This window comes from Sphaerochaeta sp. (assembly GCA_022482495.1).
Lineage (GTDB): Bacteria > Spirochaetota > Spirochaetia > Sphaerochaetales > Sphaerochaetaceae > RUG023.
Map to the genome: position 1 here is coordinate 75,794 of JAKVPA010000005.1, position 26,967 is coordinate 102,760.

Sequence of the window (26,967 nt, forward strand, 5' to 3'; positions counted from 1 at the left end):
GATGGAATACCAGCAGGTTTCAATCATCATCATCGGGACGGAGATCACCCGCGGGGTGATCGGTGACAAGCATGGACAGGTCATCTCCAGCGAGCTTTCCCGCCTGGGCTATACGGTGGGGCGGATCATCGTCGTGCCGGATGACGGGACGATCGGCAAGGTGCTGGGGGACTGTGTCCATGACAGCGATGTGGTGCTGGTCACCGGAGGTCTGGGGCCGACCAGCGACGACCTGACCCGCCGGGTGATCGCCTGCGCCGCCGGGGTGCCGTTGGTGCGCAACGAAGGCGTATACGACTGGCTGCATGACAAGATCGGGGAGCGGATCCATGGGGCCAATGAGATCCAGACGATGTTCCCCCAAGGCTTTGATCCGATCGCCAACCCCCATGGGACGGCTCCGGGATTCCGGGGTGTCATCACCGACGGGGATCGCCAGGTGGTCTGCATCTCCATGCCGGGGCCTCCCCGGGAAATGGATCCGATGTTCTTCAACGACGTGCTGCCGTACCTTGCCGCCCTGCGCGGGCACATCGACATACAGCGGGATGAATACTCCTCGTTCCTCATCGCCGAGGCGAAGCTTGATGAACTGTGCCAGAAGGCGGCCGTCCCCGGCGTCACCTGGGGGGACCGGTTCCAGGATTTCCGCATCAGCCTGTACGTCTCCGGGCCGGATCCGGCACGCAAGCAGTTCGTCGCCCGCCTAAGGGATCTGGTGGGGCCGGACCTGCTCTCCGACGGGGACCATGAGGCGGTGTCCCTGCTGGAGGATGTACTGAAAAAGGATCATCTGACCATCTCATCCGCCGAGTCGTGCACCGGGGGCCTCCTTGGCAAGATGCTGACCGACCAGGCTGGTTCTTCGGCGTGGTTCTGGGGCAGCATGGTCACCTATGCCGAGGCCGCAAAACAAACGATGCTGGGGGTGGATCCAAAGATTCTGGAGACGGTGGGCGCCGTTTCCAAGGAGTGCGCCATTGCCATGGCCGAGGGTGTGTTGCGGAAAAGCGGTACCTCTCTGGCCCTGTCCACCACCGGGTATGCCGGCCCGACGGGGGGTGATGTGGGTACGGTGTGGTTCGGTTTCGCCGCTCCAGACCGTGAGAGTCAGGCGGTGCGCCTCCATTTCACCACGCTGGGACGGGAATCGGTGCGCCGCCGAACCTCCGTCGCCGCCTGTATTCTTGCCGTACGGTATCTGGAAGGGTGTCGATTGCTTGACACGGTAGAAGCCTGGCAATATATTTAATCTATACTTTTTACGGGTACCAAGCGGAATACAATGGCAATTTCTGCCAGGGTCCGTATCATTCTCAATTCAATCTAAAAAAACATGAACAACGCCTCAGCGCGGCCTTGTTCCAAGTGGAGTACACTACATGTCTGATACCTTATTTGACGATTCTCAAATGCCGCAGGTCCCGGAGAGCCAAGGAATGAAGCCCCAAGCACCGGTTGAACGAAAAGCAATCGTACGCAGGGTTCATAAACCTCGTATGGTGGTGGCGAAACAAGCCGCCGCCCCGGAAGTGGAAGCTCCGGCGCCTTCGCCTGTGGAACCAGCGCCCCAGGTGGTGGAGGAAGAAGCGAAACCACCGGTTGCCGAGGAATACGTCGAAGCGGTGGAGCGGGAACGCAGTGAGGATCGCCAGTCGGTCAACGATGGGGTGAATCCCGAGGAACAGGCCATCCAACGCGTCGCAGAACGGGAAAACGAACGGATCGAGGAACGTGAGAATTCCCCGGAACCGATGAGCCGGATGGATCGTGGTGACGGCCGTCGGATGAACAACAACAACTATCGTGGGCGGAACAACCGCAACAACCGCCAATTTCAGAAGAACAAGAACAACAACAATAATAATCCAAACAACCAGAACCGGAACCAACGCCACCAGGAAGACTATCCCCAGGACATCAACATCGAGGAGCACCCCGAAGCCGAGATCCTGAACGTCAACGATTATTCCGTGCTTCCCATCGAAGCGCTGAGGAAGATCGGGGTGGAGAAGGGGATCGACCCGGATATGATCCTAGACCTGCGCAAGCAGGAGATCATCGCCGAGCTCCTGAAGCGGCATTCTTCCAAAGGCGGCGTGATCGTCGGCAGCGGCACGCTGGAGATCCTGCCGGATGGGTTCGGCTTCCTCCGCAGCGCCAACAACAGCTATCTCTCCGGACCGGAAGACATCTACATCTCCCCGGCCCAGGTGAAGAGCCTGTCGTTGAAAACAGGGGATGTGGTGTACGGACAGGTCCGCACGCCGCGTGACGGAGAGCGGTTTTTCGCCATCCTTCGGATCCTGTCCATCAACGGGGATGACCCCATCAAGGCGAAGACCCGCGCGTCGTTCGAAAGCCTGACGCCGCTGTTCCCCAACCAGCGGATCAACCTGGAGACGCCGGAAGAGGACATCTCCATGCGGATCATCAACATGTTCTGCCCGATCGGCAAAGGCCAGCGTTCGTTGATCATCGCTCCGCCCCGGACCGGCAAGACGGTGTTGATGCAGAAGATCGCAAACGCCATCAGCACCAACTATCCGGACATCGTCCTGATGGTTCTTCTGGTTGATGAACGGCCGGAAGAGGTCACCGACATGCGCCGCCACGTCAAAGGCGAGGTGATCGCCTCGACGTTCGACGAACAGGCCTCCCGCCACGTACAGGTCGCAGAAATGGTCATCGAGAAAGCAAAACGCCTGGTGGAGCACAAGCGTGATGTGGTGATCCTCTTGGATTCCATCACCCGTCTCGCCCGGGCGTACAACCAGACGGTGCCTGCCAGCGGCAAGATCCTCTCCGGTGGTGTCGATTCCAACGCCCTGCACAAACCCAAACGGTTCTTCGGCGCGGCGCGGAACATCGAGGAAGGCGGATCGCTCACCATCATCGCCACCGGTTTGATCGAAACCGGCAGCAGGATGGATGAGGTGATCTTCGAGGAGTTCAAAGGCACCGGCAACAACGAGATCATCCTTGACCGCAAGCTTGCCGACCGGAGAATCTTCCCTGCCATCAACATCAAGAAGAGCGGCACCCGTCGTGACGACCTGTTGCTTCCCGCCGATGAGGCCGCCCGTGTGTGGTTGTGCCGCAACGCGGTGGGCGATATGGACGAGCAGGACCTCACCCCGTTCCTCATTGACAAAATCAGGAAGACCAAGGATAATGAGGCGTTCTTACGTTCGATAAATACGGATGTGCAATCCAGCGCACCTGCCTATTGAGGGACGGAGACGGATGTGAAACACAATCCGCTGCATCATCCAGCGGATGATCATAGATCTGGAGGGTTTTATTATGAAGAAAGGCATTCATCCCGATTATCAGCTGCGCGAAATCCATTGCTCTTGTGGCAATGTCATCAAGACCAAAACCACGTCGCAGAACCTGCAGGTGGAAATTTGCTCCGCCTGCCATCCGTTCTACACCGGTGAGCAGAAAGTCGTCGATACGGCAGGACGCATCGAGCGCTTCAACAAGCGGTACGGCCTGGACAAGAAGACGAAATAAGCGGATTGTAGGGAAAAAGAAGCCGTCTTGTGTACAACAAGATGGCTTTTTTCATGTTTTTTCGGAAACATGCTTTTTTCATATTTTCAGGAATTGATGTCGGAAAAATGGAGAAATACGAGGGACACGCTTCTTGAAAAACCATCTAACTCCATACAACACAGTGAATTGAAGTATCTGTGAAAATGATACGAAATCTCTTATTTCCTGTATATTGTTGCAACAACATCATAACTTTTTGTTGCAATATGGCCACTTGTGCCATAAAATGAGGGGCAAAGCTACTCGTAGACGGCGTTTGATGGAAAAGATTTATGAAGCACATATGAAGGAGTTCGGGGAAAAACCTCAGGTGGTGGGTGAGGTCCCGGGAATCTGCACGCTTTTCGGCAGTTTTTCCGATTTGTGCGGCGGTTTTTCCTTGGTCGGAACGGCCTTCACCATCCTTCGGATCGCCGTCAGCAAACGGGACGATGACGCCGTGCGGATGTACAACGCAACGTTGAACGACCGCAAGCGCTTCACCCTCCCTTCGATCAAATATCGCAAGGAAGACCGGTGGGCGAATTTCATCAAAGGAGTCATGTACACGCTGGCCGCCGACGGCCATGTGTTCCAGGGCATGAACTTCACCGTGGAGGGAAACCTGCTGTTGGGGGACCAGATGTCCGTCAGCTCGGCGCTCTCCTTGGGCACCTGCATGGTGCTGGACGCTCTGTATCGCATGAAGCTGGATCCCCAGACGATCATCCGTATCGCCTACCAGTCCAACATTTCGTTCAATGACAAACCGTGCCGCATCACCGATCTGCTTGCCATGCTGAACTGCAAGAAGGACAACCTGCTGTTCTATGACCTGTCGATGGTCAAATCTTCCCTGATCCCGTTCCCGTTCAGCGATCCCCAAGGGGAATACGTTGCCATCGTGGTGGACAGCAAGATTTCGCCGGTGGCGATGCGTGAAGAGATGAAGAGCAAGCGGGAGGATACCAAGGCTGCGTTCCAGGCGCTGAAGAAGATCAAGCCGAACGGACCGATCCGCGATTTCCCCGAGGGGGATCTGCACGCCCGTGCCGTTTCCCTTCCCGAGTCGATGCGCCACATCTGCACCTACGTGCTGATGGAGTCCCACCTGGTCCAGGATGCGGCCGGTTTGATCATCAAGAAGGACGCCCCGGGGCTGGGAAAGGTGATGGGCCGCATCCAGAACGGGTTCCGTGACCTGATGGAGATCACCTGTCCGGAAGTGGACTGGTTGATCAAACGGGCAAGCGAGACGCAGGGATGCCTGGGCGCCGTCCAGGTTTCCAACGGGCTTGCCGGCAATATTTTGCTTCTCTTGAGCAAGGACGTCGTGCCACAGTATATTAGCCGTATGGAGGAATACGAACACATCTTCGGTTTCCATCCCAAATGGCATGTGTACCAGAGTCAGGATGGCGCCAAGATCGTGCAACCCACCGCGTAAATGAAGATACTGTTGGTCAATGATGACGGCTATCAGGCCGAAGGCATCCGTGTGCTCGAGGATGTCCTCTCCTCGCATGGCCACGAGGTGTGGGTCTGCGCCCCGACGACGCAGCGCAGCGCCTGCAGCCATTCGATGACGATCAACGGTGGGGTGGTGATGACCCGCTACGGCGTGCATCACTTCCACTGCAACGGATACCCCGCCGATTGTGTCCTGTATTCCCTGAAAGGCGGCTTGTTCCCTTCCACGCCGGACGTGGTGGTTTCCGGGGTGAACCACGGCTTCAACATCTCCACCGATACGTTGTATTCCGGTACGATCGGCGCGGCCAGCGAGGGCGCGTTGATGGGTATCCCGTCCTTTGCCGTCTCCTGCCAGAAGCGGGGTGATCGTCCCTATCCGTTCCGGCTGTCCGCCACGTTCCTTGCCGACCATCTGGAGACATTCCTGCCGCTGTGCTCCGACAAGTGCTTTATCAGCATCAACGTCCCGGCGGATGCGACAGGTGCCTGGAAAGCATCAGGTCTTTCCTTTCTGGACTATCATGATGAAGTGAAGAAACGGATGGACAAGGACGGAGACGTGGAATACAAAGGGGGCCAGGGCTTCCTCTCCTCCGACATGTTGATCGTCGGGGGCTCGCCGTCCCAACGCTATGTGGATGAGGACGCCGATTTCGCCGCCGTGGGGCGGTCGTTCATCTCGGTGAGCGCCCTGTCCGTCCTGTTCTCCCTGGGGGAGAAGCAGCAGGAAGCGCTCCATCGCCTCCAGGAGGCCGAGGGTGTGTGACTGCGTCCATTGTACGGTGCGTCGGCATGGAGGACGGTGCGCGTGGCATGACAAGCTCACGCGCCAGTGCCTGCTGAGGCGTATCCGGCTTGGACAAACCCGGAAAACGGTTGTGTTCCCTCTTCCGAAACAACCAGGTTCTCCGCCTGATGCGGATGTCTGTTTTGATGAGGTGGTCAAACTCCTTGTGGTGACGCATCCCCGGCTCTGCGAGCCGGCGGGAATGCCGTTCTTTGCTTGACCTTTCGGTCGGGCGTCACTACGTTAACAAAGGAAGTATTATCTATGCCAGAAAGAATTGTGTATCTCGATAATAACGGGACTACCCAGATGGATGAGACCGTCCGCCAGGCGGTCGACCAGGCGGAGACGTTGTATGGAAACGCGTCCAGCATGCACGGATTGGGCCGTGATGCCGAGATGGTCATTGAGATCGCCCGCAAGCAGGTCGCTTCGTTGATCGACTGCACCCATGGACGGATCGTGTTCACCAGCGGGGCGAGCGAATCGAACAATACGGTGTTCAATATTTTCCGTGACCGCATCGACGACAAGGTGGACGGCAGGGATCGGATCGTCACCACGACGATCGAGCATCCGTCCATCATCGAGACGGTCAAATACCTCCGAAAGAAAGGGTACAAGATCGACGAATGCCCGGTGGACCACGAAGGCCGGGTGAAGATGGACGAACTGCGGAAGTTGATGGGACCCGATGTGGCGTTGGTGTCGGTGATGACCGGCAACAACGAGGTGGGAACCATCCAGCCGATCGCCGAGATCGCCAAGATGGCCCATGCCTGCGGTGCGTACATGCATACCGACGCCACCCAGGCCATCGGGAAAATCCCGGTGACGATGGAAGCCTGGGGTGTCGATTACCTCTCCCTGTCCGGCCATAAGTTCTACGGCCCGAAAGGGGTCGGGGTGCTTGCCGTTTCCAAGAACGCGCCGTACTGCCCGTTCCTCCATGGCGGCCACCAGGAGCATGGGATGCGGGCCGGTACGTACAACACCGCCGACATCGTCGGAATCGGCGCTGCGGCGGAACTTGCCGAGAAGAACCTGAAGGACGAGCATGACCGTCTGTGGCACCTCAGGGAGATGCTCCGCAAGGGCATCGTCGCCGCCGTGCCTGATGTGGTGGTCAACGGGCCGAGCAAGGCGGAGGATTGCCTGCCGGGAACGCTGGACATGTCGTTCCCCTGCGCCGAGGGTGAGTCGATTCTGCTGTACCTCGACCTGGAAGGGATCGAGGTGTCCACCGGTTCGGCATGCGCAAGCGGCAGCCTGGAGCCCAGCTACGTGCTGCTTGCCTGTGGCATTGACGTGGAGCTGGCCCATGGATCCATCCGGTTCAGTTTCGGCCGGTACAACACGGAAGAGGACGTGAAGTACGTCCTGGAGAAGCTCCCGCCGATCATCGCGAAGATCAGAAAGATGTCTACAAGGAAGTTGCCAAATGAGTAATACGAACAGTTTCATGGCCAATTGGGTGTACACCCCGACGGTAAAAGAGCATTTCATGCACCCCCATCACCTGTGGGAGGATGACGATGATTTCACCCCGGATGGGGTCGGAGAGGTCGGTTCCTTGGCCTGTGGCGACCAGATGCGGGTCGGAATCAAGGTGAAGGACGGGAAGATCGCCGATCTGAAATGGCTGACCTACGGATGCGCGTCGGCCATCGCCAGCACGTCGATGATGAGCGACATGGCCATCGGCATGACGCTGGAAGAGGCCTACCACATTACGCCGACCCAGATCATGGATGCCCTTGGAGGGCTGCCGGAACACAAGTTCCACTGCTCGGTGCTGGGTGACAAGGCGCTTCGGGCGGCCATTGACGACTACCTGGAGAAGAACAACCTTCCCAACACGTTCAAGAACACCATCGCGAAGATCATCTGCGAGTGCAAGAACGTCACCGACATGCAGATCGAGGATCTGGTGAAGAGCGGCAAGGCCAAGACGTTGGAAGACCTGCAGCGCCTTACCAACTACGGCACCGGTTGCGGCAAATGCCGTGACAAGGTCAAGGACCTGTTCGAGGACTACAAGCACATCTACAACAAGTAAGCCAGTTTGGGCCTCGGTTGTGGTTCTAATCTTCATTTCTCATCCCTACTAAATGAGACAAGCCATACTCCTGTGGGGGTATGGCTTGTTTCGTACGCTGACGAACAGTCCTTTCTTTTTCCTGCAAAGATGAGCCTCTGAGGTTGCAACCCATCAGGGAGAAGACGATCGGGAACAGAATCGACACATTTGTTGTAAAAGTACGAAAAATTTCAAATTCTGATATTACAGAATTGGGAATTCCTGTACACTTTGCCCATTGTTGTCATCTTCATGAGAAGTCCACATATGATGAAGTCCCCACGATCCCGAACTGTCATCTCGGTATCTCTCGTCCTGTTGCTTTTGGCGTTCCTGTCAGGATGTCAAACCGAGTCGCAACCACCTTTGAACTATACGGGTTCTGGTACTGCATCCAATCCACATGTCATCTATGATGCCCAAGCTTTGGTTGGTGTGGCTCATATCATTACGGATTCCTATACCTATTCCGACAATGCCCAGTTGGGTGCATACATCGAACTGGGAGCTGATATCGATATGAACGACATCACGGAAACGGAGTCCGGAAACTGGACGCCGATTGGAAAGTATGGTGAAGCTTGCTGGAAAGGTGTATTCTTCCGGCTCATTCGATGGGAATGGGCATGAGATCAGAAACCTGATATGATGTGACCGTTGTCAAGCAGAATCTTTGTTTTCTTTTTCCTCCAGTTTTATCGCTACATGAAAAGGATTGATAGACAGCAAATCAGTTGTTCGGCACTTGACCATTCTGATATACGTGGATTGGTTACCACAGGCCAATGGTCCGCCTACAGCCCTTTCTGTCTAATAACGTGAATCACCACAGGGGTGTCAACATAGGTTTCTCGAAGATGGCAGGATCGTTGCCCGATTTGCCTGTCTATCAATCCCTCTCATCCCACGGTTCCTTCTTTTCCCTGGTGTTCAGTCAAATCTGTTGTTCATCATGCCCCAGATGAAGCAGGATAGTTCCCTTGCCACGGCAACCGTCGCCTTGTTCTTGATTACGCCGCGGTTGGTGAGGTTGTTGTACACCCGGTGCAGCCTCCGGTTCGCCTTGTCCGCATAGGCGATGACATCCGCCTCGTTCCCTTCCTGCCTTGCTTTCAGCCTCTTTGACTTCTGTCCATACAGGCTGCTTCGTAGTGTTGAGTTCGCCCCTTCTATGAGCAGCAACCTCAATCGGGTGTTTCCGGCTTTTGTGATACCTCCCCGTTTTTCCCGCTGTCCGCTTGAGTCCTCCCTAGGCACCAAGCCCAGATAGGCGGAGAACTGCTGGGCGTTGGCGAACCGGGAGAAATCCCCGATCTCTGAGACCAGCGACAACGCCGTATGGGTCTCGATGCCCCGGAAGCAGCGAAGTTTTGCCACCTTATCCCGATACGCCTCAAGTTGGGAGAGCTGCTCTATCCTCTGGTTGTACCGGTCGACCTTCTCCTGCTGGTCATATACCTCCTGCAGGTACTCATTGAAGGTCTCCTGGTCCACCGGGTCGGTAAACTGCTGCCGTTTCAGCCAAGTGTAGTGAATCTGGGTCCAGTAATTCTTTCCTTCCGAAAAATCCCTGCCACAACGCAAGAGAAACGAGAGCAAATTCTGCTTCGATTTCTTCAGGGCCTGCAGACGGGTGTTGCGAAGCCTGGTGTAGTTCTTGACCGCCTCATCCTCGGATGTGGGAACGTGTACCGCACTGTAGGTGCCGAACGCAAGGTGCTTCGACAGCTCCATCGCATCAAGCCGATCATTCTTCACATGATTCCCGGATGCCTTCGGCAGCGTTGTGGGCGCCATGATCACGCATCCGATGCCCGCTTTTTCCAGGTCGCGGTACAGGCCGTAGCCTGTCGGACCCGCCTCATAGCCGCACAGGACCTCAACGTTCGGTTGCGATTCCTGTAGTTTCCTAACATATTTAATGACCAGATTGCTGTTGCTTGCTATCCTGGTCTGGCCGAAGGCCTGCTTCGTTGCAAACGAATAGGAGCAGAGTGAGTAGGAATCCTTGTGGACATCGATGCCAATGTTGATTACAGTATTCATGTGGTGACCTCCATTTGCATGCGGTAGCCGCATACGGTTTAGTTGATATTCCCAGTATGCAAGGTGAATCCACGATTTGCAAACTGGGAGGTCACTTCATATTGTCTAAAGATACACCTGCCTGATACCGATTATGGAGGTCTTTTCGGATATACACGCAATGCGACGATCATGGATGTCAAGCTTGTTGATGCCGATGTGGAAGGGCAATCCTCCGTCGGAGCTTTGATCGGTTATGCAGAATCCACAGACATCAGCAGATGCTCCTCGGACGGTACGGTGTCCGGACAGGAATATGTTGTTGGAGGTTTGGTTGGGGAAATAGATGCGGGATCACTCTCATTCTGTTCTTCATTCTCCATTGTATCATCTTACGGAATAAGCGGAGGTCTTGTCGGGGCTGTTAGTTCTGGCGCAGTTGTCAGTTCCTGTTATGCCACAGGAGAAGTAAGGGTTGAAGTAAGAAGAGAAGGAGATGGTTCTTCGGGAGGAGGGCTGATCGGATTTTCCCAAGGCTCCTCTACCGACTGGGTAACGGTGAGTTCCTGCTATGCCACAGGGAATGTCTCCACAGCGGATGATCATGCCGGAGGGTTGATCGGGTATGTGGATAACACGGAGATTGAAAATTGCTATGCCAGCGGAGATGTATCTGGTACATCCTATGTTGGAGGACTTGTGGGGCGTGCGGCCAATAATACCGTTGTCACATTTAGCTACGCCACGGGAGCCGTAACCGCAGAAATCGGTTATGCCGGAGGGCTGGTAGGGTGTGCCGACAAAACTACAACCACCATCAGGGATTCCTTTGCAGCGAATGGAACGATCATATTCACAGGGGAGGATGCCACACCCACGTTTCATCGTGTTGCAGGATTTTCCTATACAAACCAATTAACTAACTTGTATGCGAATGTGGCCATGGCAGTTGGAAACGTCACCGTGACTACAGAGTCCAATGCATCAGGGGTTGATGGAGATAGCAAGTCAATTACAGAAGATTTCCAGTCGATTGCTTTCTTCTCTGATACCCAATGGACGGATGCAGACGCCTGGAGCACAGATGTCTGGACCTTCAGCGATGACGATTATCCCCATCTGAACTGGGAGGGTTGAGAGGGAACAGTGGGGAGGAAACCTATCCTGTCTCCATCCGCCCGGCCAGGAAACGATACCCTGCAGCACGCATGGCAATGAATGCTTGAGAGTCGGTATGGGGTGTGAAGAAACGGACTGAAAAGAGAGCACGATAGTCACATTCTCAATACATGAGTCAATTCAATAGACTGCTTCCACCAACGCCATCTTTCCGCAGGGGGGATGGCGTTGATGTCTTCAGGCTTTCGTCACGATTGCAGAGAGGTTGTGGTACACGATGACGTAGTCCAGGACGGAGAAAACTTCCTTTTGATATGCGGCATCGTAGGTATGTACCTGCATGAGGACTTCTTGCCGTTTGGTCAGGACATCTTCCTGACGTACAGCCACTTTCTCTTCGATGATGATCACCTGGTTGGTCACATAGTTGATCAACGTGAAATCTGTTCGGCCATTCCCTTTGACATCTTGGCTTTTGGTCTGCCAGCCTTTGCTTTTTTCAAATGCGAAATATCCCGCAAGAAAATAGTGATAAGGGTTTCATTTCGTTTCTGATCCTGTTTGTCCGCCTTGTCGGTATAGCAAAGAATGGATTGGATTTTTTCCGTCAGTATCTCACTTGCGCCGATGGCATCCTGTTGTACGAGCAATCGAATGAATGCATTGACGTTTTTCCCCCGTTCTTCCTCGTTGCATGCATCAACCAATGTCCGGAAACAGGAAAGGACTTCATAGTTGGGAATCCGAAGAAGGTATCGTCCGTCTGCCAATTCTTTTTCCGCTGTCAGATATCCAGAGAAAAGGAGCGTCCCCATGATGGCCGCATTACTTTCCATCATGGTGTCATACACGATGGTTTTGTCTACCAGCACGTCAACCGTCTGTCGGGAAAGCAACCGCTCAAAGGCGTATTTGAGTTCCGTATTAGTGTTGCTTGAAACAAGCATTTCCTTCAGTAACGCATCTCCTGACGAGGATGCCCAATAGTTTCCACAGAGGGCGTTCTTGTCGGCTATGGCGCGTTCGACAAAGTTCAACAAGCTGAACGGATTCTAGATGTCTTCCTTCCCTATATGGTATCCATCATAGTTGTTCTTGACGTCTTCCATTCGCCCCTGTAATCCAAAAGTGGAAAGCAAGGCCTTTGTTTCCTCTTCAGTAAACCCGAAACCTGTCGTGAACAGAGGATCGGTGACGGTATAGATGGCAAGATTGTTCAAACCGGTGAATATCTGGTTTTTGGCGATCTGAAGGCAACCCGTGATGATGGCTGCCTGTACATTCATGTTGGTTTTCAATCCTTTGGAAAACATCGCTCCGATTATATCCCGTACAAAAGGAAAACATTCCGCTTGGTGGGCTGTATTCAAAGGTACGTCATATTCATCGATCAAAATGATGGGGCGGATGTGATGGTAGGTGAACAGTCCCAACGAAAGGAGCGAAAGATATTTGGTGAAATCGTCCGGGGTCGCTTTTCCATTGATGATCCGGTCAAATGTTTCCTGGTCACTTTCTGCGGTCAGTACGTTCCGGATGTAGGCGTGCCGTTGATATTCGTCTTTCAGGCAATCATTGAACTGGGCAAGAAAACCGTTGGTGTCGTTTCCCTTGATATCCTTGAAGGTCAGGAAGATGATAGGGTATTGATTTTGGAACTGCTGGCAAATCTCTTTCTCTTTGGAGATGGCAAGCCCATGAAAAAGGTATGCGTTGTCACGTTCGTCGATATCAAAGAAGTAGCGGAGCATGGAAGTGTCAATGTTTTTCCAAAACGACGAGGGCTGATGAACAGAAACAATCCATCGAGTGAAGGCTTCCCATGGAACGTTGTTTCCGTATCCGATTGGGTGAGCATCTCCCGGACAAGAGAGGTCTTGTCCACATAGTAATATTCTCCGTCGATAAGTCTCTTGAAATCTTCCAGGCCGATCGCCGTCTTTTTCCGCATGTTGCTGGTCGTCTCCGACTGAAAGTATACCGTGAAAAAGGAAAGGAATGAATCATAGTTCATCGGAAAGAATGAGAAAAGGGTCTTCCTTCATGAGAAGAATATAAAGCAATTTCGTATGGATTCGATGGTGTCAAAAACTGTTTGTTTTTGAACGTTTGTTGGATATCTGCATGAGAAAGAAAAGCAATCACCATGATTTTCATCATAACAATCTAAATCTATTTCTTAATATATCTGAAATTATTGATTAATAAAAATATGGTAATATTATAATAATTATATATTATATAAATAAATATAATTTATTAATTAGTAATGATAACAAAATTGACAGCTAATATATATCATGATAATCTAATATTAAAAGGAGACCGTTATGAAAAAAGTGAGTATCATGTTGCTTATTGGTGTAATGGTTATTGGTTCTCTTTTCGCTCAAGGAAGCAACGAGAAGAGCAAGGCTCCCGGCAAACAGACGGTAGTGTTCTGGAATGGGTATACGGGACCAGACCGTACTGTCTTGGAAGAATTGGTGAAGAAATACAACGAATCTCAGAATACAGTTGAGATTAAAATGGAGATCATGCCGTGGGATACGTTGTATCAAAAGTTGATGCCAGCAATGATCGCGGGTAATGCCCCTGACCTTATTGCAATGTCTGTAGGGCGATATATGGAGTATGCACAGGCAGGGAAACTGGCGAATTTGGATGATTTGCTTGCTTCGTCTTCGTTGAAGCGTGATGATTTGGTGCCAGGTTTAATGAATGCCGGTATGTACCAAGGATCGCAATACGCAATGCCGATGGCATTTGCTGCAATGGTCATGTATTATAACAAAGACATGTTCACGGCAGCAGGATTGGACCCAGACAATCCTCCAAAAACATTGACTGAGTTGCAGGACGCATGGGCTAAGCTTGTGAAAAAGGATGCCAATGGGAATGTGACCCAATATGCTCAGGCCATTGGGGTGAAATCCACCGTTGCGATGATTCCTGTCTTTATGTGGATGTACGGCGCGGAATACATTCAGGATGGAAAAAGTGTCTTGAATTCACCTGAGGCTGTTCAGGCGCTGGAAATGCTGGCCCAAGCCTTTCAACGCAATGTGTCCCCTGTTGGGCTAACCGGTCAGGAAGCTGATAACCTGTTCAGCGCGGGAAAAGCTGCGATTGAGTTCAATGGCCCATGGGCGATTCCTGGATTCCGTGGTGCAGGTATCAATCTTGGTATTGCGGAAGTTCCCGCGGGAAAGAATGGACGTAAAACTTGGGGTGGGGACACGATTCTAAGTATCTCAAAGGATTCCAAAGTAAAAGAAGCGGCTTGGAATTTCATCGAGTATTGGAACAGTGTTGAAGCCCAACGGACGTGGGCGCTGAAAGTAGGGTTCCCGCCAACCCGTGTGGATATGTCCGGAGATAAGGAATTGCTTGCAGGAAATCCTGATATTATCTATTTCCTGAATTCAGCAAAATACGCGGAAATCTTCATGGCTGATCAGCCCAAAAGTGGCCGTATCGATGAGGAGATCTTGGTACCGTTGTACGAAGCGGTGACAAGAGGTACTACCAAGCCAGCTGAGGCTTTGCAAGCGGCCGACGCAAAACTGAATGCGTTGTTGGCGGAAAAATAAGCGGTAATAATGTTTCCGAAGGGGGGATTTCCCCCCTTCTTGAAATGGGGGAGGTGGGAGTCATGAAAAAACCTGTAACGTTGTCATCTCGCGTCGCCCGAGCGGGGACCCTGATGGTTTTGCCATCATTATGTATCATTGCGGTGTTTGTGTTGTATCCGATTGCAGACTCTTTCTGGATGAGTCTGCATAATTGGAATATTTTGAAAAACACGAAATCTTTTCTTGGGCTGTCAAACTATATGCAAGCGTTTCATGACGAGCGTTTTCTCAATGCATTGAAGAATACTGTGGTTTATACCATCACCTATGTTCCGATTCTGGTTGTTTCCTCCTTACTGATTGCTGTGTTTTTGAACTATGGGTTTTCTGGTGCAGGTTTTTTTAAAAGTCTGTTTTTCCTTCCATCCATCACCAGTATGGCTATCATTGCCATTGTGTTTCGTTTTCTTTTGGATGGAGATATAGGATGGTTTTCTCTGTTTCTCCAGCGACTGGGATTCCGGTCAATGGATATTTTACGGACTCCCAGTACAGCGATGATTGCTGTCGTACTTGTTGGTGTCTGGAGATGGATGGGATTTAACATGGTAATCCTTTTGTCCGGATTGAACTCCGTTCCGGAAAGTCTCTATGAAGCAGCGGAAATGGATGGCGCAGGAAAAGTCAGACAGTTTTTCTCCATCTCATTACCTTTAATTGTTCCTATTTTGGGGTTCACGCTGATTACCAATATTATCAGCTCCTTTCAGGCGTTTGATCAAATTTATGTAATGACGAAAGGCGGTCCGATGTTTAGTACGGAAGTTCTTGTCTACTATATCTACTATCGAGGATTCAATGTATTTGATATGGGCTACGCCTCTGCCATGGCGTTCATTTTGTTCTGCATCATTTTAGTGTTCACGTTGTTGCAGTTACGGGGCTTTGGGAAAAAGGAAACAGAGGGAGGAATTGCATAATGAAACTCTCAAAAACCGCCAATGGGATTATCCTGTTTGTTTTTTCTCTGGTAGGCATTGTCTTCTTTGTCCCTTTCCTCTGGATGGCATGTTCTTCATTGAAACCGGAATCAATGATCATGGGGCATCCTGAACAGATGTTTCCTCGTTCTGTTACCCTGCAAAATTATTCGAGTCTCCTTTCAAAGATTCCCTTTGGAAGATTCTTGTTCAATTCGTTTGTATTTGCCGGTGGTATCACCATTTTTTCGTTGTTTTTTGATTCTTTGGCGGGCTACGCATTTGCCAAACTGCCATTCAAGGGCAGGGATGTTGTGTTTGTCTTGGTTCTGGTGACAATGATGATTCCCTTTCAGGTGACAATGATTCCTTTGTATCTTCTCATGAACAACCTGCATATTTTGAACACATTCCCGGGAATGATGCTGCCAAGATTGACGAACGCATTCGGTATCTACTTCATGAGGCAGTCGTTTCTTTCCGTACCTGGTGATTTAATAGATGCAGGCCGGATCGATGGCTTGAATGAATGGGGGATTTACCAACGAATTATGCTTCCTGTGGTGACAGCGAGTTTATCCACGCTAGGCGTTTTTCATTTCATGTACAACTGGAACGATTTTCTCTGGCCCATGTTGATGACAAATACAACTGATATGCAAACGCTTCCTGTGGGATTAGCCTTGTTCCAAGGAGAACATGTGATGGAGCATGGCCCCATTTTTTCCGGGGCGGTGTTGTCCATCCTGCCCATATTGATAATTTTCCTGTGTGCGCAAAAAACGTTTATCAAAGGAATCGCCCTGAGTGGGATTAAAGGATAAAGATGATGGATACAGAATTCTTGTTTTGTTGCGGGATTGAGGATACGTTTATTGCTGATCCTTATCCTAAAACAGGAAAGGTCCTGGACGAATATGATTTGACAGGGCATTACCAGCACTGGAAGGATGATTTTGATAGAGTAAAAGGTCTTGGTTGTGATGCACTTCGTTGGGGTATCCCATGGTATCGTGTGCAACCCCAAAAGGATACGTGGGATTGGTCTTGGACGGACCAAACCATTCCGTACCTTGTTGAAGAAAAAGGCATTACGGTAATCCTTGATTTAATGCATTATGGAACACCGTTATGGATGAAAAAATCGTATCAAGATCCTGACTATCCTTCCTTTGTGGAAACATATACAGCAAAAGTAATAGAGCGATACCAGAAATACTTAAAGTTTGTCGTTCCGTATAATGAGCCCCATACAGCAGCAGAGTTTGCGGGAAGACAAGGGGTATGGCCTCCATATTCCCAAGGATTTGATGGGTATCTTTCCGTCATGAAGGCAGTGGTGCTTGGGGCGCAGAGACAAACGAACCTCATCCAAAGGAAAGGATTACAAACCGTTCAGGTGGAGTGTTCTGGTGGATCGTTTGCGTTGGATGAAGCGACCAAAGATTTGGCACAATGGGAAACTACGGCACAGTCAATGTATTTCGACTTGTTGACTGGGCATGTGGAACGATTGTTGCCGTATGCCTCATTTTTTGGAGCGCATGGTTGGAATGAGCATGTATTAGCTGAATTCCAAACTCATGCGGCAGAAATTGGCATTATGGGCGTTAATTTTTATCCCCAATTTTCTTTTCAAGATATTTGGATGGGGAAAGATGGTACGGTAAAAAGAAAGAACCATCCGGTATGGATTCCCGATCTTGAGCGCCTGTTACGAAAACGGTATAACGCATATGCATGTCCAATGATCATCACCGAGACAAGTGTTCGTGATGATTTGACGATGAAGCGGTTTTGGTTGAAGGAATCGATGGAGAAAACGGTGTCTCTTTTTCGGAGTGGGTTCCCCATTCTCGGGTATACATGGTTTCCGATTATTGATATGGTCGATTGGTCTTATCGGACACAGGATGGGGAAAAAGAAAACTTTATGGCTCGGTTTGGCTTTTGGGATGAACAGAGAAAAGAGAATTCCTGTGCGGAATTATATCGTGAATTGGTGAGGAACTATCATGGCGACAATTGAACGAAGCGGATATCCGTTTCCTGATAGGGAACGGGATACATGGTCATCTCTGGATGGAATGTGGACGTTTGAAACGGATGACAGGGATGTCGGTTTGCAGAAAGAATACGGGGAGAAAGGCGTACCGTCTTCAACACAGATTCTTGTTCCTTTTGCCCCTCAGTCCCAACGTTCTGGGATCAATGATGCGTCATACCACCCTATCCTTTGGTATGAACGGCGATTTGCCGCACCAAAAACCTCGCAACATGTTTTCCTCTGTTTTGCTGCGGTTGATTGGCATGCGGACGTCTGGGTGAATGGTCGGTATATTGGTTCTCATGATGGGGGATATACCCCTTTTTCGTTTGACATCACTCTGTGGCTTCAGGATGATAACCGGCTTACCGTGCGTGTTTTTGACTCAAATGATACGGCGCAACCGAGGGGAAAACAGTATTGGGGGGAACATGGTGATCGTTGCTGGTATATTCCTTCTTCCGGTATTTGGCAGACGGTCTGGTTGGAATCTCGGCCCCAAATCTTTATTGAGGGTGTCGCAACCCAAACGGATGTCGACCACGAACTGGTGGAAACGACAGTGCTCGCATCATCGGAATTGGATGGTACGTATGAGGTTCATGCGAATGTCTTTTGGAATGGGCAGCAGTTGTTGCACACAGCTGTCACTGCACAAGGACGTGAGAATCGTTTTGTTTTTCCTTTGAAACCTCTTGACGCCATTGATCCTGTCCACTTTTGGTCGCCTGAGACGCCAAACTTGTTTGATATGGAAGTCCTGTTGGTCAAAGAGGGTATTGTCTGTGACAAAATTCGGACGTACTTCGGAATGCGTAAAATTTCCGTTGAACAGGGCAGAGTGTTGTTGAACAACAGGCCGTTGTATCAGAAGTTAATCCTTGACCAAGGGTATTGGCCGGAAGGTCTGCTTACTGTTGATGATGATGAGGCGATCAAGAGAGATATCCTTCTTGTCAAGCAGATGGGTTTCAATGGGGTACGTATGCACCAGAAGATTGAGTGCAGTCGGTTTTTGTATTGGGCTGATAAATTGGGGCTCCTTGTGTGGGAGGAATTGCCGAGTGCATATCAGTTTTCTACCACAATGAAACAGGATATGTTTGACTTGCTCCAAGAAACCATCAAGCGTGATAAAAACCATCCATCAATCATATGCTGGGTATTATTGAATGAATCCTGGGGGGTGAGGGATATCTATGCCAATGAAGCGCAACAACGGTTTGCGGTCGCCTTGTACCATATGGCAAAATCATTGGATCCTACTCGATTAGTGGATAGCAATGATGGATGGGATAACGTGACCTCAGACCTGTGTACAATTCATGATTACGCAAAAAATGGAAATGGTTGGAAAGAGACTTCACATTTGGTGCAAGGTTCGTTGCAAGGCCGTTCCCGGTATGCAAAAGGATATGCGTATGGAGGTCAGCCTGTTCTGATCACTGAATTCGGAGGGATTGCCCTTACAAAGGATCTCCATGATGGGAATTGGGGGTATGAAAAAGGAGAACCTAATGTCCTTTCCTTTACCGAACGGTTTTCCCAGCTTTTGCAATCGATCACCTCAAATCCTGATATCCAAGGGTTTTGCTACACACAACTGACGGATGTGATGCAGGAAGTGAATGGATTGCTTGATGAGCAAAGAAATCCGAAGATCCCGGTGGAAGAGATCCGACGCTTACTCCAAGGAAACAACGAGCTTTAGGTCTTGGGCATAATTCCCAAAGGTAGATCCGAAAACATTCAGTCCACCACGATTGATTGCGGATTCTTTCACGCCTATTCGTATGGAGATGGAGTCGTATGCTTGGATGCGTAACGCATTGACGGTGACGTCAGTGCGTTTGGTATGATCGATCCATGTTCCTTGATGATCGATCACCCAAGTTTTCAAGAACCCGTATTGTGTGTCATTGGTGTTCCACCATCCAGGGGTGAATGAGCCTCGATCCCCTCCCATATCTCCCGGAGAAGTCCACGTTCCGACTTCCAGTCCGTTGATCCACAATGTGATGTCTGATGGCCAGTTGTTGTTATGGCCGGGATATTCGGAACAGATTTCCGCAGAAAAGCTGATACATCGAATATGGGCATCTTGGGTAAAATTCTTTGGGAATCGGTATTCGAGAAAACCATAGGAAAACCAGATGAGACCGGCAGATGCTCGTCGTGGGTCCAGGAATGAACTGGGGTTGTCATACAGCCCAATCACGGAATGGTCTGAAATGATGCCGCAAGGTGCAGTAACTGAATAATCGGAAAATAATCCGATGGGCATTTCTGTTTCTATGGTTCTGGATTTCTTCTGTTCTTGGATTGTGTTTTCAAAGAGCGGAAGTAAGATTTTGTCATACTTTAAAGAACAAAGCTTCTGGACGCCTTTTCCCTTTGCCGGGATCTGTTTGGACTCAACCAATCCTGCTTTCTCAAGCAATAACATATTGGTGGTACAGGTTGATTGCGGAATATCCAATGCGACGCATAACTGTGATATGTTCATAGATTGTTTATGCAGAAGTACAAGCATTTCCCTACGTATAGGGGAATCAAGTGCCCGAGCAATTACAGCGATATCAGAAAATGAAGAGAAACAAAGTGGTTGGCTCATGAGGCAAAGATATCATGTTCAATGGATACAAACAAGGGAGTTGAGTAGAGCTTATGTATCATTTCCTAATCATCTGCATTATTTAGTATACAATTCCAACAAAGATTATGGATTGATGATCAATACGAAAATAACTTGACGTGTGGGGAAAAGAGTGTATACTAAATAAAAATGATAGCGCTAACATAGCAAAGGAAATCATGACGATCAAGGATATTGCGGAACAAGCAGGCGTTTCAATGATTACCGTTTCTCGTGTGATTAATACACCAGAGAAGGTGGCAGAACACACCCGAAAGAAGGTATATGACCTGCTTGCAAAAAATGGATATGTCCACAATATTGCAGCCCATAATTTGGCCTCAAAGCGATCTGGGATCATCAGCATTTATGCATCAAAAGATATGGGAATGCTAGATCCTTTTTTTCAGCAGTTTCTTGTTGGTGTAGGTTCTGCGCTTTCAGAAACCAATTATTCAATGTCCTTGGTAAATGATATCCGTGATACACAATTCTGTGATGGGTATATTTTTTCCGGGCATAACTATTCTGACACGGCACTGGAAAACGCAAAGGAAACGGGAAGACCGATTGCCTTGTTTGGAACAATCCCCGATCAGTCTGTAGACTGTATTGATACGGACAATGTCAATTCTGCGAAAAAGGTTGTTGCATATTTGATGCAAAAAGGCCATCAGAAAATTGATATCATTCTCAACACCGTAAAAGGCGACTACGTAAACGAACGTTTGGAAGGGTATAAACAGGCACTCCAAACAGGAGGGATTGAATTTGAGGATAAACGTGTGCATGTTGTTGAAAATACCATTCAAGGTGGAATGCAGGTCGCTCGTTGGTTTCATGAGCATACCTGCGATGCAACAGCGGTTTTCTTCATCACTGACTTGATGGCGGTAGGATTCGTCATGGGGATGCAGGGACTTGGGTACCACATTCCTCAGGATGTGTCTGTTGCTGGTTTTGATGGATTGGGGCATCACTTGCTTTCGAATCCAAGACTTACCACCGTGGTACAACCGGTCTATGAAATTTCCCAAACGCTTACCAAATGTCTTCTTGAAAGAATTCGAAATCCCGAGACTCCACCGGTACGAAAATTGTTCGACGGGAAGCTTCTGGAAGAAGAATCTGTTATACAAGTAAAACGATAGGAGGATTGAGTATGAGACGGATTAAAAAAGGTTTTATCGTGTGTATTATGGTAGCGCTATCATTATCTGGAATGGTATTTGCTCAAGGCTCAAAGGAAACAACGCCAACAGGGCCGGTGACACTTGAAGTGTGGGCGCGTGGAGATGAGATCAAACAGTTCGTACCTGGATTTGAGGCGGAGAATCCAGATATTACGGTCAATGTGACGGTCATTCCTGATGCGGAAATGACTCCGAAACTGATCACCGTTCTTGCCAGTGGGAAAGGTGTGCCGGATTTGTTCATGCAGGAAGCGAGTTACATAACCTACCTTGTTGAGGCGGGGTGTTTTGCGGATCTGAATAAAGCGCCATATCACATCAATGATTATCGGGATAATATTTGGCCTGCTACTTTGGATGTGGGAACGGATTCTACCGGTGTGGTTCGTGCGTTAACCTGGCAGACGAACCCAGGCGCCATCATCTATCGCAGGGATATTGCAAAAAAGTATTTTGGTACGGACGATCCTGATACGGTATCACAACTGCTCAATACCGATGAAAAAATGTTGGCTGTAGCTAAACAGATGAAACAAGATGGAATCCATTTTGTTTCTTGCTTCAAAGATATCTATGATAGCAAGATCGCACAAAGGACAAATCCGTGGGTTGTTGATGGCAAATTAACGATTGATCCAGTGCTCTTGGATTTCATGGATATGGCGAAAACCATCTTGGTCAATGGGTATGATCTGGGTGTTGACCAGTGGGCAAGTGAATGGATCGCGGCTGTCGAGTCTGATGATTTATTCTGCTACATATTGCCTCCGTGGGGATATCAATACGTGATTAAACCTGCCGCCAACAAGACGATAGGAAAGTGGGCGATAACAACGCCTGCGACAGCATATATTTCTGGAGGATCCTATCTTGGTATCTATGATAAGACACCTCACAAGGATGCTGCGTGGAAATTCTTTTCCTATGTACTGCTGAACGAGAAGAGCTTGTATGACTACGCAAAACAGAGCGGCGATTTCGTGGTTCTGAAGAGCGTCTGCGACAAACTCGCTGCTGGAGAAGGAGAGGCGGTGTTGGGAGGTCAAAATCCGAATGGAATCTTCATCAAGGAAATGCAAAACAGCTTCAAGAAGCTGAATACTGTGTATGATTCTCAGCTGAATGATTCGTTCATTTCCGCCATCAAAGCCTATGCTGCGGGGAGTACAAAGGAACAAGCACTTTCCCAATTCAAGCAGGATGTCAAAACGGCATTTCCTGAAATTGTTGTTGAGTGAGGAATCAGGGAGGGTACCAGATGACTTTTTCACGACTTGAAAAACGAAGGAATATCTGGGGGTATGTATTCATCACCCCATTCCTCGTGATGTTTGTTTTGTTTGGTCTGTATCCAATCATCTACACCTTCCAGTTGAGTTTCCAGAAGTGGAATGGATTCTCGGCAGTGCAAAATGTTGGATTTCAGAACTGGGCAAGACTGAAAGATGATGGTACCTTCCCGTTGACCCTTGCTAACACTGTGAAGATCTGGCTGTGGGATTTCATCCCACAGCTGGGAATCGCATTGTTGCTTTCCATGATTTTTACGTTCCGGAAGATCAAAGGAATGAGCTTTTTCCGTGCCGTATTTTATCTTCCCAATCTGATCACAGCCGCTTCCATTGGTTTGTTGTTCAATATTCTGTTCAATGGTGATAAATCCACTATCAACCAATTGTTGATACGTCTGGGATTGAAATCCCAGCCCATTGCGTTTTTCAAATCGGGTGTGATCACCCAAGGAATTGCTTCTTACATCCTTTGGTGGATGTGGTTTGGCTATACCATGATTTTGATCATGGCGGGGGTCACATCGATTGACAGCTCATTGTATGAGGCAGCGGAATTGGATGGTTGTACCTCGTGGCAAACGTTCCGGTTGATCACTATGCCACTTATCCGGCCAACCATCCTATATATCACCATTACCTCAATTATTGGAGGGATGCAGATTTTTGATGTACCTGCAAACCTGACTAACTTGGCAGGAGATCCTCAAAAAGCAATTCTTACGACCTCAATGTATGTGTATCAACAAGGTTTTAAAAATACCTCATTGGGATATGCGTCCACGTTGTCTGTGGTCCAGTTCCTTATCATCGCAGCGTTGAGTTTTATCGCCCTGAAGATGATGCGAAGGAAGGGGGCGTGACGATGAAACATATTGGCACCGTCTTTGTATACGTGTTTCTTCTCTTGTTGCTGGTGCTTTCTTTGTTACCGTTTTACCTTGTGTTGATCAATTCAACATACAGTTCTATTGATATTGTTACCAAGCTGAAATTTCTTCCCGGAACAATGTTCGGAGCAAACTATCAGAAACTGCAGGAATTGACCAATATCTGGCGAGGTTTTGGGAATAGTCTCATTGTTTCTGTACCCTTCGTTGTCTTTTCTTGCTATTTTGGAGCGTTTGCGGGGTATGGGTTCGCAAAGTTCCAATTCAAAGGAAAAACGTTCTTTTTCTTTCTCGTACTTGCGAGCATGATGCTGCCTTCCCAGCTGAGCATCATTGGTTTTTATACGACAAGTCTGAAACTGGGAATGCTGAATACCTATTGGCCATTGATTCTTCCTGGTATTGCCAATGCATCTGCGGTTTTTTTCCTCCGTGGCATGATAGAACAGAGTGTTCCAGAATCCTTGTTGGAAGCTGCGCGGATGGAGGGTTGCTCAGAACTTACCATTTTCAATCGTTTCGTTCTTCCTTGCATCATGCCTGGGGTTGCTACCATCGGAATCTTTAACTTTGTATCCTCTTGGAACAATTATCTGGGACCATTGATCATCCTTAGTGATGCCAAGAAATTTACGATGCCAATTTTGATAGCGACTATCAAAGGGATCTTTCTTTCCAACTATGGTGCCATGTATGTGGCTATCGCGATCTCAATCTTCCCTGTGGTCATCGTGTATTGCTTTTTGTCTCGGTATATTATCAATGGTTTGACAATCGGAGCTGAGAAATGAAAGCATCTTCATTGTGTACAGGCCTCGGATGGGTCGAGGTGCCGGTTACGCGTCATGCCAATGACCGTAAAATGGAAACAAACATTATTGAACTCTGGCCATCGATGGAACGGCAGACAATTAATGGGTTCGGTGGTGCTTTGACGCATGCTTCTGGGGATGTCCTCAACCATATGGATCCTAGAGAAGCCCAAGAAGTGATCAATAACTATTATGATCCTTGTAAGGGGGACTATCGTTTTGTAAGAATTCCAATCGATAGTTGTGATTTCTCCCCATCGCAATTCAATGCGGCTTCCTCAGTACAAGACATCCAAGAAGATTGGTTTGATTTCTCGTATGATGAAAGATACATCTTCCCTTGGTTGGATGAGATATGCAAAGCTGCAAAGAAGAACATCCCCATTTTATTCTCTCCTTGGTCTCCTCCCGCTTTCATGAAGGATAACCATTCCCGGTTGCAAGGAGGTCATCTGCTGGAGCAGATGAGATCCTGGTGGGCTCAGTATCTTGTCCGATACCTGAAAGAGTATCAACGCAGAGGGTATCATGTTTGGGGTTTGACAATCCAAAATGAACCGAATGCAGTGCAGACATGGGACAGTTGTCTGTATTCTGCCGAGGAAGAACGTGATTTTCTCAAAGATTATTTAAAACCTGAAATGGATCGGCAAAACCTCCAAGAAGTGAAGGTTTTCTTTTGGGATCATAATAAAGAGCGTCTTCTTTCCCGTTCAAAGACATTTTTAACCCAAAATGTTGCGTCGATGGTGGCGGGTATTGCATTCCATGGATATTGTGGTGATCATTTTCAAGCCCTTGAATTGTACCGAAAACAACATCCTGATCATCAAATGATACTTTCTGAGTTTTGTATGGGCGTACAGGACCGATATGATTTTACCAAACAACTTGCTGTTTATGGTCATGAATTTCTTGGGGATCTCGCTTATGGGGCAGATACGTTTCTCGATTGGAATTTGATCCTCGACCAAACAGGCGGACCGAACCATGTCGGTAATTACTGTATGGCTCCGATCATGACGGACAAGGCGTTTCATCCGTGGTATACCATGGCCTTTTCCGTTTTACGGACTCTTTCTTCTGTTATAGTACCTGAAAGCAAGGTGATTGAGCATACCGCATTCACCAACAAACTGGATATTGTCGCGGTAAAACGTCCGGATGAAAGCATTTGTCTTATCATCGGGGCAACACATGAGAACAACGAAGTCAACGTCAGGATAGGCGAGACAGTGTATGCGTTTCCCGTTCGACCAGATTCGTTGACCATATTTGAAGTGGGGAAAAAAGAATATGAGTGAAATAAAAGGCGTGAATCTTGGGGAATGGCTTGTGCTTGAGCGTTGGATGGACACTTCCGTGTTTGCCGGTACAGATGCACGAGATGAGGATACCCTGTGCAGACGGTTACAAGGAGAAGAGAAGCTGGAAAGATACCAACACCATCGAGATACCTTCATTACAGAATCAGACATCGCGTTTATCGCAAAGTGCGGCTTGAACGCAGTTCGGTTGCCAGTTCCTCATTTCCTATTTGGAGATGATCCTCGGTATTGTGACCCATACGTTCCCTGTGTATCGTATGTGGATCAATGCTTTACTTGGTGTCAACGGTATGGGTTGGGTATCATTCTTGATATTCATACTGCTCCGGACTGTCAGAATGGGTTTGATAATGGTGGTATTTGTGGTGTTTCAAAATGGCACCAAAAGCCAGAGAACATCAATCGAATGCTAGATGTGCTTGAGATGTTGGCCGATCGTTACGGTAAAAAAGAAAACTTGTTGGGGATCGAATTGCTCAATGAACCTGCTTCAGAGGCGGTTTGGGAACGGAACAAACGGTTTTACGAAGCTCATGACAAAGAACGGGCAAAAGGATCATCAGCGGTTCCTCTTCCTGTCATCTTTGACTTTTATACACGTGGATATGAACGCCTTCGTTCCCATATGGGAAAAGAAAAGTTTGTCGTCTTTCATGACGCATTCCGCTTTCCATTAATGAAATATTTCTTCAAGGAATCTCATTTGGAAAATGTTCTTTTGGACACCCATTTATATTTGGAAATGGAAGGAGTTTCTGATGTGACATCTACGACGAATCATCTTCATCGTATTCTTGTCGATTGGAATCAAGAAATATACGAAATGCAGAAGATTGTACCTGTCATGGTGGGCGAGTGGTCTCTCCCCCATAATATTCTTCCTTCATTTACGCCGGAACAAAAATACTATTCCTATCGCTTGATGGCTGATGCCTTTTTATTGACGTGGGAACAGGCCTTCGCCCAATTTTTCTGGTCATACAAGGTCAAATGTTATGATAAGCTTGGATGGGATTTTCGTGATGGTGTTGCCCGAGGGTGGCTTCCTGCACGGTTTGACGGAAAAGCATCAATGTAGTGATGCAATTGTACTTTGCCTTGTATAAAAGGGAACAAACATTTTCGAGAACTTGCTACCTCTCTCTATTTTTATAATGAGATAGATGATGTAGCGTAAGTACTCAGGTGGCATAC

General features: G+C 48.9%; 25 protein-coding genes and 1 pseudogene. 21 read left to right on the forward strand and 5 right to left on the reverse strand.

The window, feature by feature from the left end:
• The first annotated feature begins 1 nt into the window (after position 1).
• The 9 genes from LKE28_07050 to LKE28_07090 all read left to right on the forward strand — a co-directional run bounded on the left by LKE28_07050 (position 2) and on the right by LKE28_07090 (position 8,510).
• A complete protein-coding gene (locus LKE28_07050) occupies positions 2-1,252 on the forward strand; it encodes a nicotinamide-nucleotide amidohydrolase family protein (GenBank protein ID MCH3907988.1) in 1,251 nt (416 codons plus the stop codon).
• 187 nt (positions 1,253-1,439) lie between these two features.
• Entirely contained in the window at positions 1,440-3,233 is a 1,794-nt protein-coding gene (gene rho, locus LKE28_07055; GenBank protein ID MCH3907989.1) for a transcription termination factor Rho, read from the forward strand.
• Positions 3,234-3,306: 73 nt separating this feature from the next.
• On the forward strand, positions 3,307-3,519 hold the full coding sequence (gene rpmE, locus LKE28_07060) for a 50S ribosomal protein L31 (protein ID MCH3907990.1): 213 nt from the start codon (positions 3,307-3,309) through the stop codon (positions 3,517-3,519).
• 301 nt (positions 3,520-3,820) lie between these two features.
• Positions 3,821-4,987 (forward strand): galactokinase, encoded by a 1,167-nt coding sequence (locus LKE28_07065; protein ID MCH3907991.1) that lies wholly within the window; start codon positions 3,821-3,823, stop codon positions 4,985-4,987.
• A complete protein-coding gene (surE, locus tag LKE28_07070) occupies positions 4,988-5,779 on the forward strand; it encodes a 5'/3'-nucleotidase SurE (GenBank protein MCH3907992.1) in 792 nt (263 codons plus the stop codon).
• A complete protein-coding gene (locus LKE28_07075) occupies positions 5,772-6,020 on the forward strand; it encodes a hypothetical protein (GenBank protein MCH3907993.1) in 249 nt (82 codons plus the stop codon). The genes surE and LKE28_07075 overlap by 8 nt, the downstream gene beginning before the upstream one ends.
• 44 nt (positions 6,021-6,064) lie before the next feature.
• Positions 6,065-7,249: a cysteine desulfurase gene (locus LKE28_07080; protein MCH3907994.1), complete on the forward strand. Its 1,185-nt coding sequence runs from the start codon at positions 6,065-6,067 to the stop codon at positions 7,247-7,249.
• Entirely contained in the window at positions 7,242-7,859 is a 618-nt protein-coding gene (locus LKE28_07085) for an iron-sulfur cluster assembly scaffold protein (protein ID MCH3907995.1), read from the forward strand. Before LKE28_07080 ends, LKE28_07085 begins: the two co-directional genes overlap by 8 nt.
• Before the next feature lie 288 nt (positions 7,860-8,147).
• Positions 8,148-8,510, forward strand: a complete 363-nt coding sequence (locus LKE28_07090; GenBank protein ID MCH3907996.1) for a hypothetical protein — start codon at positions 8,148-8,150, stop codon at positions 8,508-8,510.
• Positions 8,511-8,810: 300 nt separating this feature from the next.
• Here LKE28_07090 and LKE28_07095 read toward each other — a convergent pair whose 3' ends face one another.
• Positions 8,811-9,926, reverse strand: a complete 1,116-nt coding sequence (locus tag LKE28_07095; protein ID MCH3907997.1) for an IS110 family transposase — start codon at positions 9,924-9,926, stop codon at positions 8,811-8,813.
• Positions 9,927-10,097: 171 nt separating this feature from the next.
• Here LKE28_07095 and LKE28_07100 point away from each other — a divergent pair, with 171 nt between their 5' ends.
• Positions 10,098-11,042 (forward strand): hypothetical protein, encoded by a 945-nt coding sequence (locus tag LKE28_07100; protein MCH3907998.1) that lies wholly within the window; start codon positions 10,098-10,100, stop codon positions 11,040-11,042.
• A 219-nt stretch (positions 11,043-11,261) separates the two neighbouring features.
• Here LKE28_07100 and LKE28_07105 read toward each other — a convergent pair.
• The 3 genes and pseudogenes from LKE28_07105 to LKE28_07115 form a co-directional block, all read right to left on the reverse strand.
• Positions 11,262-11,498: pseudogene (locus LKE28_07105) on the reverse strand (hypothetical protein).
• A complete protein-coding gene (locus LKE28_07110) occupies positions 11,456-12,061 on the reverse strand; it encodes a hypothetical protein (GenBank protein ID MCH3907999.1) in 606 nt (201 codons plus the stop codon). The pseudogene LKE28_07105 and the gene LKE28_07110 overlap by 43 nt, the downstream one beginning before the upstream one ends.
• Positions 12,062-12,076: 15 nt before the next feature.
• Positions 12,077-12,775: an AAA family ATPase gene (locus tag LKE28_07115; GenBank protein MCH3908000.1), complete on the reverse strand. Its 699-nt coding sequence runs from the start codon at positions 12,773-12,775 to the stop codon at positions 12,077-12,079.
• 579 nt (positions 12,776-13,354) lie between these two features.
• On the opposite strand from LKE28_07115, the gene LKE28_07120 reads away from it, so the two are divergent.
• From LKE28_07120 to LKE28_07140, 5 genes are all read left to right on the forward strand, one after another.
• The gene (locus LKE28_07120; GenBank protein MCH3908001.1) at positions 13,355-14,617 is read left to right on the forward strand and encodes an ABC transporter substrate-binding protein; all 1,263 of its coding nucleotides are present in this window, start codon (positions 13,355-13,357) and stop codon (positions 14,615-14,617) included.
• Between the two features lie 62 nt (positions 14,618-14,679).
• A complete protein-coding gene (locus LKE28_07125) occupies positions 14,680-15,579 on the forward strand; it encodes a sugar ABC transporter permease (GenBank protein MCH3908002.1) in 900 nt (299 codons plus the stop codon).
• Entirely contained in the window at positions 15,579-16,403 is an 825-nt protein-coding gene (locus LKE28_07130) for a carbohydrate ABC transporter permease (GenBank protein MCH3908003.1), read from the forward strand. Before LKE28_07125 ends, LKE28_07130 begins: the two co-directional genes overlap by 1 nt.
• Before the next feature lie 2 nt (positions 16,404-16,405).
• On the forward strand, positions 16,406-17,608 hold the full coding sequence (locus LKE28_07135) for a family 1 glycosylhydrolase (GenBank protein MCH3908004.1): 1,203 nt from the start codon (positions 16,406-16,408) through the stop codon (positions 17,606-17,608).
• Positions 17,595-19,337 carry a hypothetical protein gene (locus LKE28_07140; GenBank protein ID MCH3908005.1) on the forward strand — a complete coding sequence of 581 codons (1,743 nt, stop codon included), beginning with the start codon at positions 17,595-17,597 and terminating at the stop codon, positions 19,335-19,337. The genes LKE28_07135 and LKE28_07140 overlap by 14 nt, the downstream gene beginning before the upstream one ends.
• Here LKE28_07140 and LKE28_07145 read toward each other — a convergent pair.
• Positions 19,311-20,240 carry a helix-turn-helix domain-containing protein gene (locus LKE28_07145; protein ID MCH3908006.1) on the reverse strand — a complete coding sequence of 310 codons (930 nt, stop codon included), beginning with the start codon at positions 20,238-20,240 and terminating at the stop codon, positions 19,311-19,313. The genes LKE28_07140 and LKE28_07145 overlap by 27 nt on opposite strands.
• A gap of 200 nt (positions 20,241-20,440) precedes the next feature.
• Between LKE28_07145 and LKE28_07150 the strand changes: the two genes are divergently transcribed.
• From LKE28_07150 to LKE28_07175, 6 genes are read left to right on the forward strand one after another with little or no spacing between them, the layout of a single operon-like run.
• Positions 20,441-21,412: a LacI family transcriptional regulator gene (locus LKE28_07150; GenBank protein ID MCH3908007.1), complete on the forward strand. Its 972-nt coding sequence runs from the start codon at positions 20,441-20,443 to the stop codon at positions 21,410-21,412.
• Positions 21,413-21,423: 11 nt separating this feature from the next.
• Positions 21,424-22,692, forward strand: a complete 1,269-nt coding sequence (locus tag LKE28_07155; GenBank protein MCH3908008.1) for an extracellular solute-binding protein — start codon at positions 21,424-21,426, stop codon at positions 22,690-22,692.
• A gap of 20 nt (positions 22,693-22,712) precedes the next feature.
• Positions 22,713-23,606 (forward strand): sugar ABC transporter permease, encoded by an 894-nt coding sequence (locus LKE28_07160; GenBank protein ID MCH3908009.1) that lies wholly within the window; start codon positions 22,713-22,715, stop codon positions 23,604-23,606.
• Between the two features lie 2 nt (positions 23,607-23,608).
• On the forward strand, positions 23,609-24,424 hold the full coding sequence (locus tag LKE28_07165; protein ID MCH3908010.1) for a carbohydrate ABC transporter permease: 816 nt from the start codon (positions 23,609-23,611) through the stop codon (positions 24,422-24,424).
• Positions 24,421-25,749: a hypothetical protein gene (locus tag LKE28_07170; GenBank protein MCH3908011.1), complete on the forward strand. Its 1,329-nt coding sequence runs from the start codon at positions 24,421-24,423 to the stop codon at positions 25,747-25,749. Before LKE28_07165 ends, LKE28_07170 begins: the two co-directional genes overlap by 4 nt.
• Entirely contained in the window at positions 25,742-26,851 is a 1,110-nt protein-coding gene (locus LKE28_07175; GenBank protein ID MCH3908012.1) for a cellulase family glycosylhydrolase, read from the forward strand. Before LKE28_07170 ends, LKE28_07175 begins: the two co-directional genes overlap by 8 nt.
• Positions 26,852-26,967 lie beyond the last annotated feature (116 nt).

Coding starts and splice junctions, on each gene's coding strand:
- LKE28_07050 (MCH3907988.1), top strand. CDS start 2: ATGGAATACCAGCAGGTTTCAATCATCATCATCGGGACGGAGATCACC.
- rho (MCH3907989.1), top strand. CDS start 1,440: ATGAAGCCCCAAGCACCGGTTGAACGAAAAGCAATCGTACGCAGGGTT.
- rpmE (MCH3907990.1), top strand. CDS start 3,307: ATGAAGAAAGGCATTCATCCCGATTATCAGCTGCGCGAAATCCATTGC.
- LKE28_07065 (MCH3907991.1), top strand. CDS start 3,821: ATGGAAAAGATTTATGAAGCACATATGAAGGAGTTCGGGGAAAAACCT.
- surE (MCH3907992.1), top strand. CDS start 4,988: ATGAAGATACTGTTGGTCAATGATGACGGCTATCAGGCCGAAGGCATC.
- LKE28_07080 (MCH3907994.1), top strand. CDS start 6,065: ATGCCAGAAAGAATTGTGTATCTCGATAATAACGGGACTACCCAGATG.
- LKE28_07085 (MCH3907995.1), top strand. CDS start 7,242: ATGAGTAATACGAACAGTTTCATGGCCAATTGGGTGTACACCCCGACG.
- LKE28_07090 (MCH3907996.1), top strand. CDS start 8,148: ATGATGAAGTCCCCACGATCCCGAACTGTCATCTCGGTATCTCTCGTC.
- LKE28_07095 (MCH3907997.1), bottom strand. CDS start 9,926: ATGAATACTGTAATCAACATTGGCATCGATGTCCACAAGGATTCCTAC.
- LKE28_07100 (MCH3907998.1), top strand. CDS start 10,098: ATGGATGTCAAGCTTGTTGATGCCGATGTGGAAGGGCAATCCTCCGTC.
- LKE28_07115 (MCH3908000.1), bottom strand. CDS start 12,775: ATGCTCCGCTACTTCTTTGATATCGACGAACGTGACAACGCATACCTT.
- LKE28_07120 (MCH3908001.1), top strand. CDS start 13,355: ATGAAAAAAGTGAGTATCATGTTGCTTATTGGTGTAATGGTTATTGGT.
- LKE28_07125 (MCH3908002.1), top strand. CDS start 14,680: ATGAAAAAACCTGTAACGTTGTCATCTCGCGTCGCCCGAGCGGGGACC.
- LKE28_07130 (MCH3908003.1), top strand. CDS start 15,579: ATGAAACTCTCAAAAACCGCCAATGGGATTATCCTGTTTGTTTTTTCT.
- LKE28_07135 (MCH3908004.1), top strand. CDS start 16,406: ATGATGGATACAGAATTCTTGTTTTGTTGCGGGATTGAGGATACGTTT.
- LKE28_07140 (MCH3908005.1), top strand. CDS start 17,595: ATGGCGACAATTGAACGAAGCGGATATCCGTTTCCTGATAGGGAACGG.
- LKE28_07145 (MCH3908006.1), bottom strand. CDS start 20,240: ATGAGCCAACCACTTTGTTTCTCTTCATTTTCTGATATCGCTGTAATT.
- LKE28_07150 (MCH3908007.1), top strand. CDS start 20,441: ATGACGATCAAGGATATTGCGGAACAAGCAGGCGTTTCAATGATTACC.
- LKE28_07155 (MCH3908008.1), top strand. CDS start 21,424: ATGAGACGGATTAAAAAAGGTTTTATCGTGTGTATTATGGTAGCGCTA.
- LKE28_07160 (MCH3908009.1), top strand. CDS start 22,713: ATGACTTTTTCACGACTTGAAAAACGAAGGAATATCTGGGGGTATGTA.
- LKE28_07165 (MCH3908010.1), top strand. CDS start 23,609: ATGAAACATATTGGCACCGTCTTTGTATACGTGTTTCTTCTCTTGTTG.
- LKE28_07170 (MCH3908011.1), top strand. CDS start 24,421: ATGAAAGCATCTTCATTGTGTACAGGCCTCGGATGGGTCGAGGTGCCG.
- LKE28_07175 (MCH3908012.1), top strand. CDS start 25,742: ATGAGTGAAATAAAAGGCGTGAATCTTGGGGAATGGCTTGTGCTTGAG.